We start from the raw sequence: 19,524 nt of genomic DNA on the forward strand, positions 1-19,524 counted from the left end.
GTTTCCTGCTACTTCTCTCATTTCTTCTTCTAGTATTAATATGTCTTTGCTTTTTGCCCCAACTATAACATCAACATTAATTCCTCTTGAATTTAGCCACTTAACTTGTGGATATACTGGAGCTGTTCCTACTCCACCTGCTATAAACACTATTTTCTTCTTTTTTAATTCCTCTAAATCTTCATGTACCATTTCTGAAGGTACTCCAAGTGGGCCTACGAAGTCATGGAAGTAGTCTCCTTCATTGTAAGTAGCCATTTTTTGTGTTGAGCCACCTAAGGTTTGGAACACTATTGTTACTGTTCCAGCTTCAGCGTCATAATCACATATGGTTAATGGAATTCTTTCACCTTTTTCATCCATTTTCACTATGATAAATTGTCCTGGATTTGATGATTTTGCTACTCTTGGTGCTTCTATATCCATTAGATAGATATTTTCATTTAATTGTCTTTTTTTAACTATCTTGTACATATTTCTCCTCCATATCATTACTTATGTATATTCTTCTACCAGTCTTTAATCCCTAGAGATTTAGCTTTTCTTACAACTGTGGATTGTGTTATTCCTAAGATTTCTGCTGCTTTATATGTACTTCCATATTTATTAAGGGTCTTTTTTATTATTTCTCGCTCTAAGTCTTCTACTGATTTTTTCAAGCTCGTAAATTCATCCATATTAAAGCAGTTAGATACTTTCTCCCTACCTAAAGCTCCATAAATCTTATCCTTATCTATCAGTTTCTCTTCTCCGATTATTACTAATCTCTCTATTATATTTTGTAATTCTCTCACATTGCCTGGCCAATTATAGTTTTCTAATGCTTGCAATGCCTCATTTTTAAATACTTTATTTTTACCATACTTCTTATTACTCTTTTCTAAAAAGCTATCGGCTAGAGCATCTATATCTTCTGGTCTTTCTCTAAGTGGCTGAATACTTATAGGAATTACATTTAATCTGTAAAATAAGTCTTCTCTAAACTTTCCTTCTTTTATTTGTTTATGCAGATCTTCGTTTGTGGCAGCAATAACTCTCACATCTATTTTTATAAACTCCACTCCGCCTATTCTCTTAATTTCTCTGTCTTGAAGAACTCTTAGAAGCTTTGATTGAAGAGCTATAGGCATTTCCCCTATTTCATCTAGAAGTAGCGTTCCATTATTAGCTATCTCAAACAATCCTAGCTTGTTTTTATTTTGTGCTCCAGTAAAGGCTCCTTTTTCATATCCAAATAGTTCAGATTCTAATAGTGTCTCTGGTATAGCTGCACAATTTATCTTTACGTAAGGTTCTTTATTTCTATTACTATTAACGTAGATTTCTTTTGCTACTACTTCCTTTCCTACTCCTGTTTCACCAGTTATAAGCACAGTTGCATCTGTTTTAGCAATACTTTTAATTAAGCTTCTTATACTATCCATCTCTTTACTCTTGGATATTATGTTTCCTTCAAGTTGAACTTTCTTTATGTGTTTTAACTCATTTAAATATTTCTTTTTTTCATTCTCAGCCTTATCTAAGTTCTCTTTTAATTTCATTAATTCAGTAATATCTCTCATTAATATAGTTATTCTTACTATATTCCCTTCTTCATCAAAGAATGGTTTTCCGCTCATAAGTACTATTTTATTATTTCTTTCTATAGTAGTTATTACTGAAATTTCTTTCTTTTTATCTCTAACTATATGTGATATAGGTTGTGGTTTTATAAGCCTCATAGATTTTTTATCTAAACTGCCTATCATCTGCAATGCCGTGCTCTCTTTATTATCATCTAAAAGTATAAATGCAGCATCTGAATAAAACCCCTTCTCCTCCCATATCTCTTGTATATTTCTTCCTACTATTTCATGTTCTTCTACTCCAGCAATTCTGGTGTATCCTTTATTGATATATATTACAATACCATCCTTGTCTGTAATATATACTCCATCATATACAGTGTCTGCTACAAGTAGTACGTCAATATCACTATCCATACGAAAATTATAAGTTTCCATCATTCTGTCTAACAATACTTTTGGAGAAAGCTCACTTTTATTAAGTATATCCGTATACTTTTTCTTGGTTTCAGAATCTACCTGAATTGTAATAAGGTTCTCATTCATATATTTTTCTCCCGTTTCTAAAATAACTATCCTAGCTTATTATATCAGAAATCGTTATCAGCATAAATATTGACTTTTTCTTAAATATCTGTACCTAAATGTTCAACTAATGCCTTTGAATCTAAGGCTATTTTCTCTATACTTGCAGCAATCTTTTCTATTGATTCTGCTTGTCCTGATGCTATTTCCCCAATATAACTAGATGACTCTATTGCCATATCTATTCCACCATCTATATTACTTAATGCTTCTGATATCTTTTTAGAAGTTTCTTCACTTAATAATGCAAGCTTTCTCATTTCTTTTGCTACTACAGAAAATCCTTTTCCATATTCTCCTGCTCTTGCTGATTCTATAGAAGCATTTAGTCCTAATATATTCGATTGTCTAGCTATATTACCTATTAATCTTACAGCTTCATTGCTCTTTTCCACATTCTCTTTTCCTTGCTTGGTTTCTTTAATCATATAATTTAATCTTTCAGAAAGTTTTACTGCATCACTAGCAAAGCCATTTACTATTTTATTAGTTTCCTCTAAGGATTTCATTAGTCTTAGGGATGAATTTTTTATATTTGCCACCTTTTCAATACTTTTAGAGACTCCTATACTTCCTATTACATCCCCTTCTCTATTCATTAGTGGCATAGCTGTTATCATTAAGTCTATTCCGTCAGTCTCTTTTGTAAGCACCTTATCTAATGTTTTTTTATTTTTTATTACCGTTCTAAGTCCGCTCATCTCTAGTTCGTTTAACTTTCCAACTTTAAAAGGTGCCTTAACATTTTGTCCATCTTCAGAATAAATACATTCTTCTTTATTAGTTATAGTTAATGAACAGTCTTCTTTAACTAATTGCTTTATTATTGGAGCAAAATCTATTATTCTTTCTAAGTTCTTATCCATATTATCCCCCTCACCATAATTAGAACATTTTTTGCTAATACAAAAACGAATTGTACCAATGCAAATATGTTTTAAATAAGTAATTTGATTGCTGCTATAGCCGTAACAACTAAAATAGTGCTATGAAATAACTTCTCATTAAGTCTTTTTATTACCTTAACTCCTAATACTGCCCCAATAGCTATTGCTGGTATCATTATTATAGTAAGGAAAATCGTATTGAAAGGAATGTTGTGCCAGAATACAATTTGTAGCGGTACTTTAGTTAAATTTATAATAAAGAAAAACCATGCAGTAGTACCCATAAATCCATCTTTCTTAAATCCTCTTGCTAATAAATAAACACTGAAAACAGGTCCCGCAGCATTACCTATCATTGATGTAAACCCGCACAAAGCTCCTGTTAAAGCATATACAAAGAAGTTTTTAGGTATATTTAAATTTCCGCCCTTTATTTCAGTGTAAATTAATATTAATAGGCATATTATTACTGAAACTGCTATAAATGACTTAAACTGCTTGTCACTAACATAATTACCAACTATTATTCCAAGAACTAGTCCTGTTATAGCCCAAGGTAATAATTTTTTTATGTTGTTCCATTCAGCATGTCTATTATAATAATATAAAGCACCTATATCTCCTACTAAAAGCATAGGCAGCATAATTCCAGTGGATTCCTTACCTCCAAATACTCCTGCAATTATAGGTATAGCTGGCATTAAAAATGAACTTATTCCAGTCTTTGAAAAGCCAATACAAAATGCAGCTACTATCATCCAAAGCCATTGACCCAAAGATAAATTAAACATATCTATTAAGTTCATATATTTTCTCCCTTTCTTCGTAAAACTCATTAAAACACTACCTTAAAATAGTAGAGCAATTTCCATGCCATACTTTTCACAATTAAAATTTCAAACTCTTATATCTAGAAAAATGTTAAGTTTTTAGCTATCTTACACAGTAAAAAAAGAAAAATAGGTAATGTAACTATAAATTAAACTCATCTCCAATAATTTATCTTTAATACAATATTGTATTAATTAAGGACTATGAAAAACTTCATAGTCCTTTTTAAGCTTACTTCTTTATTTCAATTGTTGCTGGTTTATAATCTAAATATTTCTTACGTTTTTCATTTATTACTTCCATATTAGAGAAGTATTTTCTCATAGTGTCTTGTATTTCGAAGAAATGATCCTTAGCTCCATTACCGTTTGTCATTGATTTTCTGTGTCCATCTTGTTCTATTACAAACTTCCACTTTCCATTTTCATCTTTTTCTAAATCTCCACCGCAATGACATACAGGACATTCTATTTTGAAGCCTTGTTCATTCCAATGTGGCTCTCCTAATGATAGAACATTTGAGTGACAAACTGGACACCATCCAAGATTTTCATCTCCAAGGAACCCTACTTCTTCATAGTTTTGAATTCCCTTAACTACATTTTCTCCAAGTTTTGCTGCTCTTTCTAAACTTTCTTCATCAAGAAGAACTTGTCCAGGTCTTGGTGCACGATTTATCATAACTTGGTCAACTACCTTGATGTCTTGAGCTAATAGTGTAATGTTCATGCTTTCTAATCCAAGTGACATCCAGCTTCTAGTAGATCCTCCATTTGAAATGATTCCACCAACTCTATGTTTAAAGTAAGCAGGATTATTTACTTGCTTATGGAAGTTTGGTTCATATGCTAAATGACGGTCTGTGAATATTCTGTATAAACCTGCTGGCATAAATGAGTATGCTGGGACAACTACAATAACACCATCAGCAGCTAGCCATTCTTGCATAATTGTGTCCATATCATCTTTATCCTTGAACACACATTCAGGAGCTTCTCCTTTTTGTGTGAATTTTACTGTACAAGACTCACAGCCAGAACAAGGTTTAATATTATAATTGTGAAGGTTAATCATCTTAACTTCTGCACCTAGCTCCTCTGCTTTCATTAGAGCTGCTTTAGCTAAAATTTCCCCATTTCCATTTCTTCTACCTGCTGTAACTGCTAAAATTTTCATTTCTACTCCTCCATAATACTTATTATCATCTTAAGTTTTATCTGATGTCTAGCCACTGTAAAACTCCCTCTAAAGCTAAGTTTCACTTTATATTTCTGCTGCTGTATCAAATCCAGCGTGAACTGCTGAATATACATTACCTATTTGTTTTCCATCTCCGATAACATAAACCTCTGTTTCTGGAATAGCGTGTCTAAGGCTAGCTATAACATCTTTACGTGGTCTCATTCCTAAAGCTAATGCAACTGTATCTGCTTCATATTCTTTCCATTGGAATCTAGAATTTATAGTCTTAATTCCTTTGTCAGTAATTTCTTCTAGCTTAGTATTAGTTACAACTTTAACTCCATGTTTCATTAATAAAGATTGTAATGAGAATCTGTTGATTAATGAAGATCCATTTAATAATGCTTCTGGTCCTTGCATTTCAAGAAGTGTTACGTCCTTACCTTGCATTGCTAAATCAACAGCTGATTCAGCTCCTGTAAGTCCTCCCCCAACAACAATTACTTTGTTGCCTACTGGTACTCTTCCACAATCTACATCTCCTGACCAATGAACATGTTCCTTATCAACACCTGGTATATTAGGAATAAGTGGAGTAGCTCCAACTGCTATAATTAAAGCATCTGGATTTTCTTCTTTTATCATATCTTCTGTAGCTTCTGTATTTAACTTTATTGTTGCTCCACATTTTAAAGTTTGAGCAACTATCCATTCTAAGTAGTTTCTTAAGTCCTTTTTAAATTCAAGGTCTGTAGCATGTTTTAAAGTACCGCCTAATGTTTCTTCCTTTTCAAAAAGTACAACTTCATGCCCTCTTTCAATAGAAGTAAGTGCAGCCTGCATTCCAGCTGGGCCTCCACCAACTATTACAACCTTTTTCTTAACATCTGCTTTTTGAACTTTTCCACCTGGATATTCTGTTTCACGTCCATTAGTTGGGTTAACAGAACATCTAGTTTTCTTAAAGAATGCTGAACGACCGCAGCAAGTATTACAACGTACGCAAGGACGTACATCTTCAACTTTTCCAAGAGCAGTTTTTCTCATGAATTCAGGGTCTGCTACAAATGGTCTTGCCATAGCAACAAAGTCAACTAATCCTCTTGATAATATTTCTTCTGCATTTTCTAAAGTCATAACTGATCCAACTGCCGTTACATATAAATCATTACCAACTGCCTTTTTAATTTCTTCAGCAAAATGTATGTTTAACATGTAAGGAACATATAATGGTTGAATCATATATTGAATAGTAAATGGATTTGGAAGCATACCTGCTGAAACATGAAGTATGTCAATTTTATCTTTTATAAGCTTAACAAACTCAATAACTTCTTCAACTTTCATTCCGCCTTCAACTAATTCATCTGCACTAATTCTGTACTCTAGTATAAAGTTTTCTCCAACTCTTCTACGTACAGCTTCTAATAATTCAATACAGAAACGTGCTCTATTTTCAAAACTTCCACCATATCTATCAGTACGTTTATTTACGTATGGAGATAAAAATTGTGAAGGAAGCATACCATGCGCTCCATGAATCATTACCATTTTAAATCCGCTGTCTTTACATCTTCCAGCAGCATCTGCAAAATCTTGAATAGTTTTATTTATTAATGGAATGCTCATTTCTTCAACTTCTGCTGGTGTTTTACCTTGAAGCTTTGAGAAATATTCATCAATTTCAGCTGGTTTTGGAGTAGAACTAACTGGTTTTAAACCTTTAGTTGCTAAATTCATAGAGTTAGCAAAACGTCCTCCATGATTTAATTCTATAGAAATTAAAGAACCATATCTTTGTACTTCGTCTGCTAAATCATCTAGACCCATTTTTACATTATCATCACCTAGATTAATTTGTCCTTCATGATCCATTGCATGTTCCCAGTTTATCGCAGAGTCACCTACTGTAACTATTGCTGCACCACCTTTAGCAAATGGTCTATAAAATTCAATTACTTCTTTAGTAACCCATCCTTCTGGAGTTGCCATACAAGGTACCATAGGTGCTACCTCTATTCTATTCTTAAACTCCACTCCTTTTATTGTTATTGGCGAAAACACATTTTTATATTTGCTCATTACTAATTCCTCACTCTCTCTTAATATTCATCCATGTTCATTTAAATTTAACTAAAAGAATCTCTAAAATATTTCTCCATTCATTTCACTATATAGACTTGGTAATATCTCTGCTAAATTGCTATACTCCTCAACATTATGGAAGGCTAGTCCCATCGGAGCTTGAATTGGCATCTGTATTCCATCTGGAAGCAATTTGCAAAGTTTTTTATCAATTATGTTATATCCCATCCAAAATCTTGTACGAGATTCTACTCCTCCATCTACCTCTCTAAATAAATGCATCATTACAGCGGGGGCTTTAGGTCCGCCAGCTCTTGACTGTGCTATACCATTACCACATACTACTGTTATATTTTTTTCTTTAAGTTCCTTAGGATCAAAACCTATTTGTTCTGGGCTTAAGAACGAAATCTGAATATCCTCTGGTCCATTTCCTGTATCTTCTATTACCTGATGCACACGTCCTTGGAACTTTTCTAAGATTGGAGTCTCAGGATTAAGTATTTTTTCTCTATCTTCATCACTTATTGATATTCCATAATGACCATCTCTAAACCATAGCATATACCTTAAATCCTCAAGAGCATGCCATGCAAACCACCAATTAATCATATCTAATGAAACCCCTGGGAACTTGTTGTTAACAGCAACATAACCAGCTCCATTTTCTAAAATGCAGTATCCTGTTTCTACTTCATCGTATCCTGGTTCAAGTAAGTGATTTATGTTTTCAGGTTTTAATGCTTTCTCTGGGTTCATAGGTCCTTTTCTTAAAATCTCCATTAATTCTGGGTTTGGAGTTGCAAGTTGCTTATAAAAGTACTTTGAATATGACTTTTCTTTTTCTTCGATGGTTAATTCTCTTTTTAAATCCTTTATCATATCTCTCTCTCCTTATTTTTTAATACTCTAGTAATCCTTTTCAACCAAAGTAATATTTATTTGCTTGCTTGTTTATATTTTATCAATGTTAAACATTTAATTAAAATGCCTATTTGTTATTACTGTTATACGTTATAACTATAAATACACATTTCTATAGAATCCTTATTAGTTTTTGATTTATATGTTAGTGAAAGTAAAAAGTCTCACATTGTTATCATAAAAAGCTAACAAATGTGAGACTTATACTTAATCTAAAACTCTATATTATTGACATAGCTGCCATATAACCACTTCTAACTGAATCTCCAACTTTTCCTGGTTTTACACAATCTCCAATAACATATACTTCTCTATCTTTACATGCATCTTTTAGTGCTTCAGCTAATTCAGTGTTTGATTTCATTCCCATTGAAAAAATAACAGTATCGGCTTCAATGAAAGACTCTTTTCCATCTTTCAAAACTAAAACACCATTTTGCTTGAACTCAAGACATTTAGCTCCAATAACTTGCTTTATTCCCCTTTTATCCATTTCATCTAATAAAGCATTTCTATAGTAGCCAAAGGTTTCATAAGCCATCATTGTATTCATCTCAACAACAGTTACACTTTTTCCTTCATCTGCAAGATGAAGTCCTACTTCACAGCCTACAAGCCCACCTCCTACAAGTACAACATTTTTGCCAATATTGTCATTTAAACTATATGCCTCAAGTGCATTCATAGCTGTATCTATTCCTTGGATTTTTGGAACACTAGGCTGAGATCCAACAGCAATAATTACTACATCTGGATTCATTTTATCTATTAAATCCATATCAACCTCTGTGTTCATAATAACTTTAATAGTTTTATCTTCTTCAACTTCTCTAATTAAAAGGTTTTTAAAGTTTCTTAAATCCCTTTTATCCTCATCTGTATCAGTAAAATTAATGATTCCCCCTAACTTACCTGTCTTCTCAACTAAAGTTACCCTATGCCCTCTTTCTTTAGCTGTTAATGCTGCCTGAAGACCTCCTACTCCTCCGCCTATAATTAAAACTTCTTTACTTCCTTTTGGTACAGGCATACGATCAGGATAATGCCCAAAACCTGAGTTTGGATTTATTGCACATCTTCCCATTGAGGCAGGTGAATAAATTTTATTTGCTTCTTCAATCGGTAATTTTTCCCACAAAGGTATATCTGTCTTATGTTCGCAGAATCCAGGGTAGCATTGAAAACATCTTACACATCTTCTTATTTTATCTTCTTCTCCATTCTTTGCTTTATTTGCAAATTCAGGATCTGCAAACCCTTGTCTACCAATTTCAATAAAGTCTGCTTTTCCAGAAGCTATAATTTCTTCAGCTTGTTCTGGACTATTTATGCCCCCAATTACTGCGACTAAGGATTTCTTCACAGCTTTTTTAATTTTAGCTGCATGTTCAACATTAACACCATGTTTATCAAATAAATCTGAAAATGTATTTGTTTGATTTCCAGCCCACTTCAATCCATTTGATACATGAATTATATCAGCTTTACCATCAATTAACTTACAGAATTCAACTGTTTCCTCAATGGTAAGTCCATCTTTAACACCATCTTCTGCACTTATTCTAAGCTCAATAATCATATCATCTCCGATTGCTTCACGAACTGCATCAAGAATCATAATTGGAAAACGAGCGCGATTCTCCATACTACCTCCAAATTCATCCTTACGATGGTTTGTCCAAGGTGAGAGAAATTGCTGCATATTAAATCCATGTCCTCCATGAACTAATACTCCGTCAAATCCGCAAGCTTTAGCAAATCTTGAAACTCGTGCAAAATCCTCGCAAACTTTTTTCATCATAGAGATATCCATTTCCTTTACCTCAACCCCGTCTTCTCTTACATATCCATCTGGTCCCCAAGGTTGATACGGCGGCTTAGCCTCTGACCTAGAACCCTCATGACAAAATTCTAAATAAGAAATAGCTCCGTGTTTCTTAATTCTCGTTGCAAATTCTTTAATATCTTCAAAGTCTTTTCCTTCGTATTTATTAAAATCCACCGGACGCTCTAAAAATAAACATAAAGCTTCTTCAGCATTAACAGAAATCTCTCCTGTCGATACTGCTGCTGAACCTCCTTTTGCTCTATTTTCAACCATTCTATAAACATTTTCTTTGATTTCAGGCAGAAATAACACAGAATGTGCAAATAATGTAGGTGCATTAATAATTCTATTTTTATAAGTATAATTACGCACCTTGATAGGGCTAAATAGATTTGTAAACTTACTCATAATAATACTCCTCTTGTTAAATTTTTAGTTATTGATAACGATATCGTTTTATATTATTATGGTAGCATAGCACATTTTTTCAAACAATCAGCAAAGATATTGCTTAATGTTGCTTATCCAACACTTACCGTTTGAAATGTTGATTAAATATTATAGGGGGTATAGAAGTGAGTGAAAAAGATTTAAGAGTAATAAAAACAAAACAAAGTATTTATAATGCTTTGCTTAAATGTATGAGTAAATATCCTACAAAAAATATTACTGTTAATAAAATAACAGAATATGCTCAAATAAATCGAACCACTTTTTATAAATACTACGTAGATAAATTTGATGTGATTGACTGTTATATTAGTGACGTACTTGATAATTTTATAAAGAATGTAAACTCTGACTTTATAAAAGCATCAAATAGTGAGATTTATAATTCTGTATACCATGATTATTTCAAAAATATACTAGAGTTCTTTATAGATAACCGTGAAGTCTATATCACTTTATGGAATGCCAAAATTGAAAGAAATATTTATAATGAAATGCTTGGCATCCTTCAAAATGATATATTAAATATTATTTATACAGATGAAAAGTTTAATAAATCAAAAGATAGTTATGCTGACTTATACTCTTATCTTTTTGCATCTAATTGTATGGCAACTATCAAATGGTGGCTTGAAAGTTGCCCTGAAACTCCTTTAGATACAATTGGCCTACTTATGAAAAGTAATATGGAAAGTGGTTTTTTTCAAACCTATAGATCGATAATTGATAATAAGCTCTCGATTATTTAATTCTCTATAATTTTATTTATATTTTTGTTTCACTTAAAACTCCATTTACAAAGTGTGGTATGCTTGAATTCATATTTTCTTTTTTCCATGCCATTATTACATCTACAAAATCATTTTCAACCTTAAAAACTTTTATATTTTTATTATCATATCTTACCTGTGAATCAAACAATGCAACACCTACCCCTGCCTCAACACAAAGAAGTACCGACTCTATATTTGGAAGCTGCTTTACTATTCTTGGATCAAACCCATTTTTTCTGCATATCTTTATTATTCCATCAAAGCCTTTAGGTGATTCATCTCTAGAAATTATAACAAACTTCTCATTTTTGAGGTCTTTAATGCTTAAACTCTCAGATTTAGCTAAAGGGTTGGACACATCCATTACTATATAAGAATTTCCCCTATAAACTGTATCCCACACAATTCCTAATGAATCGTCAACTTCAAAGGAAAGGGTAAATATTATGTCTAGTTTTCCATTAATAAGTTTTTCTCTTAACTGTTTAAAACCATAGCTTTCAACAATTAGATTAGTATCTCTATGTTTTTCTTTAAATTTCCTAATTATCATGGGCAAAAACACACTTGTATTCATAGATTCTAGACATCCAATAGTTAAGGTGCAATTTTCACCTAAGTTGGGCTGTTTTACTTTTTCTATTGCCTGCTCTATAGAATCTACAACTCCATTTATTTCTTTAAATAAGACCATTCCAGCTGATGTTAATCTTACGTTTCTCTTTGTTCTAAAAAAAAGTTGGACGCCTATCTCACTTTCTAATATAGCGATTTGTCTACTTAAAGAAGGCTGAGAAACATATAAATTTTTAGCTGCTTCTGTAAAATTTAAATGCTTAGCTGCAGCAAGAAAATACTCAATTTGAAGTAAGGTAACCTTTTCATAGTTCACAAAAACTCCTCCAATATTTTGTTTTCTATATTTTCCATAAGGACAACTTAAATATATCAGAGGTAGATAGATAATTCAATCTAAGATATTTACCCTTTAACTGAAAAAATACCGCCAAAATTTCAATATTTCGGCAGTATTCTTAATTAAGCTATATTAAACCAATGCTTAATAAATATTCTCTCATACAACGATTTATATTTCTCTACTAAATAAGTAAAAGTAGAATTCATCTTCTGCTATTGACAAATTCTACTTTTCACCAAAAGTGGTACTGGTATTTATGTGGTAAAATAAATTTTAAATGTAGAGGATAATATATAAATCGTAATCTTTTAATTGGGAATTCTCTTTAAGTAATCTTTTCTAAATCATCACATATTAGAATTACTTGTAATACCTAATAACTCTACACTACCTATACCTCTCTATATAATAAAGCAACTATTATGCCAAAAATTTAAATCCTTCATATTTTTGCCTTTACTACTCTTCAAACGCTTATTAATACTTACTTTGAAGACCTCTACACTTTTTAATTAGACTATTTTTAATCTTAATCATTTTTATAATTAAATTTACTTCAATTCACTTTTGTATTGAGTTTTAAGTAAACAAAACTTGATGTAGGTCCAACTATTGCCTCAATAGGCATAATCACTGCAACTTATGATATAATTCTAACTGAATCAAGTTTTATTTGATATAATACATTTTTTTATCACTTTGATTTATTAAAGTATTGTATTATTAGTCTATATTCCTTGGAGAGTATTTGGTATGGAGAAGTTTATGGGATAAGCCGCTCATAGGCTTACCTAAATATTCACTATACAGTTTTATTATTTCTGGATTCTTATGAGATTCTCTTATGTCTTTCCTTCCATCAATTCTATAAATCTGTTTCAATCTTTTTTCTTTAGCTTTTAGAGTACTTCCAACAGGTTGTCCTCCTCCACCTACACATCCTCCTACACAAGCCATAACTTCTATGAAACTATATTCAACAGTTCCATTCTCTATTTGCTCTATTATATTTTTAACATTCGATATTCCATGAACAGCAGCAATTTTTATAGGAACATCATTTATGTTTATAACAGCTTCTTTTACTCCCTTCATTCCTCTAACTTCTTTAAATTCAATGTTTTCTAATTTTTTATTAGTTAAAAGTGTATATGCAGTTCTTAAAGCAGCCTCCATTACACCTCCAGTTGCTCCAAATAATGCGCCTGCCCCTGAAGCAGTTCCTAAAGGAGAATCAAACTCCTCCTCTTTTATGTTTCTAAAATCAATATTTGCAGTGTTGATCATCCTTGCAAATTCTCTAGTAGTTAAAACAAAATCAACTTCCTTTACCCCATTAGTTTTCATTTCCACTCTATTGGCCTCATACTTTTTTGCTGTACAAGGCATAATAGAAACAGTTACTATATCCTCTGGACTTATTCCAAACTTTTCAGAATAATAGCTTTTAGCTATTGCTCCAAACATCTGTTGTGGTGATTTACAGCTAGACAAATTCTTTAATATGCTTGGAGAGTATATTTCCGCATAGTTTATCCATCCTGGACAGCAGGAAGTAATCATTGGCAACACTCCATTTTTCTCTATTCTCTCAACTAATTCATTTCCCTCTTCCATGATAGTTAAGTCTGCTGCAAAATTCGTATCAAATACCTTGTCAAAACCCATTCTTCTAAGTGATGCAACCATCTTACCTGTAACATTTTCTCCTGCTGGCATATTAAACTCATCCCCAACACTTACTCTTATTGATGGAGCTACTTGAACTATAACATGCTTATCTTTATCATTAAGAATTTCCCACACCTTTTCAGTGTCATCTTTTTCATATAAAGCACCTACAGGGCATACTGTTGTACATTGTCCGCAATATATACAATTAGATTTTTCTAATGTTTCATTATAGGCTGTTCCAACAGTTAAGTTGCTAGATCTATGAGAATGACAAAGTGCCCCTATTCCCTGTGTAGTTTCACACATCTCTACACAGCGGTTACATTTTATACATTTTGACCTATCTCTAACTAATGAAGGATTGGTATTATCTAAAGGATATCTTTGAGCTATGTTAGATAAGTCACTTTCCCTTAGATTAAATTGTCTGCATATATCTTGAAGTTCACAACTTCCATTTCTAATGCACTTTAAGCAATCTTGTGGATGATTGGCTAATATTAACTCTAAGACACTCTTTCTAGCATCTAATACTCTTTTAGAATTTGTTAGTATTTGAGCACCTTCCCATACTTGTGTAGAACAAGCAGTAACTAAGGAGTTTCTTTCTTTTATTTCAACAAGACAAATTCTACAGTTAGCCTTCACACTTTGATCTGGATGATAGCATAGCGTTGGTATATTTATATTTAAAAACTTTGCTGCCTGTAAAATTGTAGTTCCTTCTGGCACACTAACTTCCTTTTTATCAATAATTACTTTGTAATAATTCATATATATTTTCTCCTCTTTTATAGTAGAATCTTTTAATTTACATGCAGCTATAGAACTCTTCTTTAAATTCTCTTATTGCAGAAATTAAAGGAGCAGTGCAAGACTTACCTAAACCACAAAAAGATGCACTTTTCATAATATCTGTAATCTTATTTATACTTGCTAAATCCTCTGGACCTGCTATTTTATTAGAAAATCTTTTGATTATAACAGCTAATTGTCTGTTTCCCTCCCTACAAGGAGTACATTTACCACAGCTTTCATGAACAAAAAAATCTTGGACTGTTCTTACATAATCTACAATGCTATTACTTTCATCCCCTACTAAAATCGCACCTGAACCAATAGCTAATCCATTATCCTTAAAATCCTCATATGTATATTTAACATCTAACATCATATCTGAGGCTATAGGTCCAGAAGCTCCCCCTAACTGCAAAAATTTAAACTTCTTATCATTTTCAATGCCTTTTCCCACATCATATATTATCTCTCTTAAGGTTAAGCCAAATGGGATTTCATATACTCCTGGTCTATTTACATTTCCTGATATACTTATTAACTTAGTTCCCTTACTCTCCCCAGTCCCACACGAAAGATACTCCTCAGCATCCTTTGAAAATAACACTGGAATTATGGCTAAAGTTTCAACATTATTTATACAGGTAGGCAGTCCAAATACACCTTTTTGCTTGATATATGGAGGTTTGATTCTTGGTCTTCCGCTTTTACCTTCTATTGATTCGGCTAGTGCAGAGCCTTCACCACAGACATAAGCCCCTCCTCCTGAAACTACCTCTACCTTTAAATTAAACCCTTTGCCTAAGATATTTTCACCAAGCAAATTCTCTTTTTCAGCTAACTCTATGGCAGTTCTCATTCTTCTTTGAAGCTTCTGATATTCTTCTCTTATATAGATATATCCTCTATCTGCATTTATAGCATATGCAGAAATTATAAGTCCTTCTAAAACCTTAAAGGGTGCCCATTCCAAAAGAGCTCTGTCCTTAAATGTTGAAGGTTCTCCTTCATCAGCATTACACACAATAACCTTTGAATCAGCTATCTCTTGAGCAGCTTGTTGAAGTTTTCTTCCAGTTGGATAAGCAGCTCCCCCTCTACCTTTTAATTTAGATGCAGTTACAACCTCAAATATTTCTTCCTTTGGCGTATCTACAACCTGCTTTAAAGCTGAAAATCCTCCTGATTTAATATACTCCTCTAAAGATTCAGGATTTTTAAAGTTAAAATTTTTAGATATTATTTCAACTGACTTTTTCATATTGATATCTCCTCTTTATTTACTTCCTATAATATTTCTTTTAAATTTTCTCCTCTATAATCATGAATAATATCTTTAATTTTTTTCTTACTTAACTCCCCGAAAATCTCATCTCCTATACGAAAAGCTGGTGATACATCACATGCTCCAAAACAAGGTGAGTACATTAACGTAAACACTCCATCATTAGTTGTCTCCCCTACCTTTATCTCTAACTGCTGTTCTAAAACATCTTTTAAAGTCTCATACTTATTCACCATACAAGCTGTACTATTACATATTTGAATTACATACTGTCCTCTTGGTTTATCAGATAATGCAGAATAAAAAGTAATTACATCATAAGTTCTGCTAAGAGATATTCCTAGATTTTTACTTACAAACTTTGCAATATCAGCAGAAATATACTGCTGCGGAGCAATTGCTTGCACCTCTAGTAAAATTCCTAGTATGTTGTTTTTATTATTTTCATACTTCTCTAAGATCTCTTCTATTTTTAAATATAAATCCTTTTCTAAATCCATGTTCATAATATTTAACTCTCCTCTCTTAAACTAAATCCATAAATTTCATTTCATATATTTATATAAAGCAAATATCATGCCAAATTCATTTTTGTTTACATTTATTATTATTGGGTTGTATAAACCCGCCATATTACTACGTTGTCACTCTTCTCCTTAAATTAAAACAATTAATAGTTTTATGTTTTATTACCAAGTAGTAATATTAATTTGAATTTAATCAAGAGTTTCTTTTAGCATTTATGCTTACTTTAGTCCGATACATAGATTTATCTATACTGATACGTTTGTGTATTAACACAATATATGATGTGGCCTTTCTTCTGTTATTACTTTACCTTAATAAAAAACTATTATATAGCCTAAGTTCTTTACCCTTGATTAGGTAAGTATGAAAATTTTTTACTAAAAGTAAAAAGCATACCAAATTAGCATTTATAACTAACTCAGTACACTTTTCATACTAAAATATACATCTCCTGAAGTATTCTATATAAAAAAAATAAACTTTATGTACATCTATTTTGTTTTTATATAATCGACCAACACTTCTGAATTTCTGGTAATTTGTTCCATAGTGGCAGCTAACTCTTCTAATGAAGCAGCTTGATTTGTTGATATTTTACCTAACCCGTTTATTGCTTCTATTATTAGCTTCATACTATTGCTCATCTCAGCAAGTGCATATGAAATCTTTTTGGATGACTCACCGCTATTCAACGCTAGCTTCCTCATTTCACCAGCTACTACTGAGAATCCTTTTCCATGCTCTCCTGCTCTTGATGACTCTATTGCAGCATTAAGCCCAAGTAGATTGGATTGTTTTGCTATGCTTTCAATCAACGTGACCGCCTCAGTGCTTTCGTTTATTAATTTCTCTGTTTCTCTTGTATTATCTATCATATAATTCAAATTTTCAGATAATCTCACAGCACTATTAGCAATTTCTGATACGGTTAAATTAGTTTCTTGAAGTGAATTTTTCAACTCTTCTGTGGAGAATTTAATCGCCGCAAATTCTTCAGTACTTGTATTTAAGCCTATGTATCCAACTACTTCTCCCTTCTCATTAAAAGCCGGAATTGCAGTAGCTTTTAAATCTATACCATGTTTTTCTTTTGTATAAACATTAGTTAATGTTTTCTTTTTTCTATAAACAGTCTCACTAATACCTGTCTTATCCTGAATTCCCTGATCAATCTTTTCACCAGTTTTCAATGGTGCTTTCACATTCTTACCATCTAAAGCATGTAGGCATTCATTTTTATCGCAAACCATAATGGCTGCATTCCCTCCAAACATTTCGCTTATAATTGGCGTAGAATTAATTAGAGATTCAAAAATTTTCTCCATATAAAACCCCTCCTTAGTAAAATATTTTCCAGTTGATATTATATCATTGATTTGACTACGTTTTCATTAGGAGTATTATTTCGAATTCTTTTTAATATTTTTAAGAAGCTTATCTTAAATGGCGAGAATTATTTAATATATAGAATAAAAGAGGCTTTTACACCTCTTATCTCTTAGTTTCTTGGTCTTATTGGGTATTGATTAATAGGGACATCTTCAGTACCTAAAGTCATTTCTCCATCTACATTTTTCACTACTATCCACTTTAACCAATTCTCATTATCTGTATTTGGAAAGTCCTCTCTTAAAAACCATCCTCTTGACTCTTTTCTTAATGACGCTGCCTTAAAGAACATTTCCGCTGAAAGTACCATAGCTTCAGCTTCGTGACAAGACAATAAACCATGATAATCATCTGCTTTTAATTTGACTAACTTTTCTTTTACCTTTTCTAACTTCCTTAAAGCTACATTTAATCTATGTTCACTGATGTATATGCTGTTCTCTACAGGAGCTATTATAGCTTGAACATCTTGAATTATTTCTTTTGCTGTAACACCACCTTCTCTATAAAGTGGAGCAAAAGCCCTCTCCTTACAATCTTTTATTTGACCACCAACTTCTTTTACATACTCTAGTTTTTGAGCATATCCTACAGACTTTTCTCCTGCAACTATTCCTGCAAATACAGCATTTAAGATTCCCGAACCTCTATTTCTTCCTGGAGGAGCCGGAACTGCTCCAGCTACTGCTGAACCACCAAAACTAACATCACCTATTGCAAATAATCTTGAAATAGTTGTTTCCATATCATTATTAACCTTAACTGGTGACTGCTCGCCCAAAAATCCTGGTGCAACCTCATTATCTACATCTACACTATGACATTTTTCATATATTGTTCTCCATAATTTAAGTCCATAAGGTCTATTCCACATCTCATTAGTTGTGAACATAACTTCATCCCCTTGAGTTAATGGACATTCTTCTGGACGCATATATATAGGCCCTCTACCTGATGCCATTTGGTTATACCATTCAGCTATAGCTTTTGAATTAACATCTGCTTCTGGGAACCATCTAAAATTCTTTGTAACATTTTCATCTAATGAATTATATAAAACATTTTCATTAAATACTAGCTCATGGTGACTCTTTACTTTAAATAGTTGTGCAAAATTTCCAAACTCAGCGTTTCTCATTTCTGCTCCTGCACGATAAGCTGCAGCTATACCATCACCACGTCCATTAGCCCACATATTTATAACTCTATAATTTTGACTTCCTGTAGCTAATATTACAGACTTGGCTTTAATAACGTAAAAAGTTCCATCCAATAGGCTATATCCAGTGGCTCCTACTATTTCCCCTTCATTTGTTAATAAATCTGATATAGTTACTTTGTCTATAATTTTAACACCCTTTTTCTCAGCGGTTCTACGTACCTTAACCGTTATGTCAAGGTCTACTCCTATCATTCCAGTCATAGGACCAGTTGGAAATACCCTTAATGTTCCATCTTCATTATAAGGTACCTTTACTCCCCAGTCCTTTAGTTTGTCTAGCATTTGGTGATTCATACTAACATATTTAAGCATTTGTGGTTGATTTCCTAGGAAACACCCTACTGCATTTGCATGGTATGCTACAAATTCTATTGGTTTAACTTTATCAAAATCAAAGTATTGTAATACTCCACCACCTCTATTGGCTTTTCCACTATATCCACAAGTTTGTTTTTCAACTATTAAAACATCCGTATCACTATTGGTTTCTTTAGCTGTAATAGCAGCCGCAAGACCTGCTATACCGCCCCCTATAACAAGAACATCTGTAAACAATACCTGCTCAGCATAATTTTTATTATTCATTTCTATTCTCCTTTTAC

At 32.4% G+C, this 19,524-nt stretch carries 14 protein-coding genes and 1 pseudogene; 1 reads left to right on the forward strand and 14 read right to left on the reverse strand.

Annotated features, from left to right (window positions below; genetic code table 11):
* From B3N22_RS15755 to B3N22_RS15790, 8 genes and pseudogenes are all read right to left on the reverse strand, one after another.
* A pseudogene (locus tag B3N22_RS15755) lies at nucleotides 1-474 on the reverse strand (sulfide/dihydroorotate dehydrogenase-like FAD/NAD-binding protein); the annotation flags it as partial.
* Nucleotides 475-509: 35 nt separating this feature from the next.
* The gene (locus B3N22_RS15760; protein WP_286908655.1) at nucleotides 510-2,111 is read right to left on the reverse strand and encodes a sigma-54 interaction domain-containing protein; all 1,602 of its coding nucleotides are present in this window, start codon (nucleotides 2,109-2,111) and stop codon (nucleotides 510-512) included.
* An 80-nt stretch (nucleotides 2,112-2,191) separates the two neighbouring features.
* On the reverse strand, nucleotides 2,192-3,016 hold the full coding sequence (locus B3N22_RS15765) for a methyl-accepting chemotaxis protein (RefSeq protein WP_286908657.1): 825 nt from the start codon (nucleotides 3,014-3,016) through the stop codon (nucleotides 2,192-2,194).
* Nucleotides 3,017-3,087: 71 nt separating this feature from the next.
* A complete protein-coding gene (locus tag B3N22_RS15770) occupies nucleotides 3,088-3,843 on the reverse strand; it encodes a sulfite exporter TauE/SafE family protein (protein WP_286908659.1) in 756 nt (251 codons plus the stop codon).
* Between the two features lie 256 nt (nucleotides 3,844-4,099).
* Nucleotides 4,100-5,044: a flavodoxin family protein gene (locus B3N22_RS15775; RefSeq protein ID WP_286908661.1), complete on the reverse strand. Its 945-nt coding sequence runs from the start codon at nucleotides 5,042-5,044 to the stop codon at nucleotides 4,100-4,102.
* Nucleotides 5,045-5,131: 87 nt separating this feature from the next.
* Complete coding sequence (locus B3N22_RS15780; protein WP_286908663.1) at nucleotides 5,132-7,132, reverse strand: oxidoreductase; 2,001 nt, start codon at nucleotides 7,130-7,132, stop codon at nucleotides 5,132-5,134.
* Nucleotides 7,133-7,195: 63 nt separating this feature from the next.
* Complete coding sequence (locus tag B3N22_RS15785; RefSeq protein ID WP_286908665.1) at nucleotides 7,196-8,017, reverse strand: DAPG hydrolase family protein; 822 nt, start codon at nucleotides 8,015-8,017, stop codon at nucleotides 7,196-7,198.
* Between the two features lie 262 nt (nucleotides 8,018-8,279).
* Nucleotides 8,280-10,295 carry an oxidoreductase gene (locus B3N22_RS15790; protein ID WP_286908667.1) on the reverse strand — a complete coding sequence of 672 codons (2,016 nt, stop codon included), beginning with the start codon at nucleotides 10,293-10,295 and terminating at the stop codon, nucleotides 8,280-8,282.
* Nucleotides 10,296-10,462: 167 nt separating this feature from the next.
* On the opposite strand from B3N22_RS15790, the gene B3N22_RS15795 reads away from it, so the two are divergent.
* Complete coding sequence (locus B3N22_RS15795; RefSeq protein ID WP_286908668.1) at nucleotides 10,463-11,086, forward strand: TetR-like C-terminal domain-containing protein; 624 nt, start codon at nucleotides 10,463-10,465, stop codon at nucleotides 11,084-11,086.
* A gap of 16 nt (nucleotides 11,087-11,102) precedes the next feature.
* On the opposite strand, the gene B3N22_RS15800 is transcribed toward B3N22_RS15795, so the two are convergent.
* The 6 genes from B3N22_RS15800 to B3N22_RS15825 all read right to left on the reverse strand — a co-directional run bounded on the left by B3N22_RS15800 (nucleotide 11,103) and on the right by B3N22_RS15825 (nucleotide 19,507).
* Complete coding sequence (locus B3N22_RS15800; protein WP_286908670.1) at nucleotides 11,103-12,002, reverse strand: LysR substrate-binding domain-containing protein; 900 nt, start codon at nucleotides 12,000-12,002, stop codon at nucleotides 11,103-11,105.
* A gap of 750 nt (nucleotides 12,003-12,752) precedes the next feature.
* Entirely contained in the window at nucleotides 12,753-14,477 is a 1,725-nt protein-coding gene (locus B3N22_RS15805) for an NADH-dependent [FeFe] hydrogenase, group A6 (RefSeq protein WP_286908672.1), read from the reverse strand.
* A 37-nt stretch (nucleotides 14,478-14,514) separates the two neighbouring features.
* Nucleotides 14,515-15,759: a complex I 51 kDa subunit family protein gene (locus B3N22_RS15810; RefSeq protein ID WP_286908674.1), complete on the reverse strand. Its 1,245-nt coding sequence runs from the start codon at nucleotides 15,757-15,759 to the stop codon at nucleotides 14,515-14,517.
* 26 nt (nucleotides 15,760-15,785) lie between these two features.
* Nucleotides 15,786-16,289: an NADH-quinone oxidoreductase subunit NuoE family protein gene (locus tag B3N22_RS15815; RefSeq protein WP_238901996.1), complete on the reverse strand. Its 504-nt coding sequence runs from the start codon at nucleotides 16,287-16,289 to the stop codon at nucleotides 15,786-15,788.
* A gap of 513 nt (nucleotides 16,290-16,802) precedes the next feature.
* Nucleotides 16,803-17,636 (reverse strand): methyl-accepting chemotaxis protein, encoded by an 834-nt coding sequence (locus tag B3N22_RS15820; protein ID WP_286908677.1) that lies wholly within the window; start codon nucleotides 17,634-17,636, stop codon nucleotides 16,803-16,805.
* 173 nt (nucleotides 17,637-17,809) lie between these two features.
* Entirely contained in the window at nucleotides 17,810-19,507 is a 1,698-nt protein-coding gene (locus B3N22_RS15825) for an FAD-dependent oxidoreductase (RefSeq protein ID WP_238902000.1), read from the reverse strand.
* Between the last annotated feature and the right edge of the window lie 17 nt (nucleotides 19,508-19,524).

Source organism: Clostridium sp. UBA1652 (genome assembly GCF_002320975.1).
In the GTDB taxonomy this organism is placed as follows: domain Bacteria; phylum Bacillota; class Clostridia; order Clostridiales; family Clostridiaceae; genus Clostridium_T; species Clostridium_T intestinale.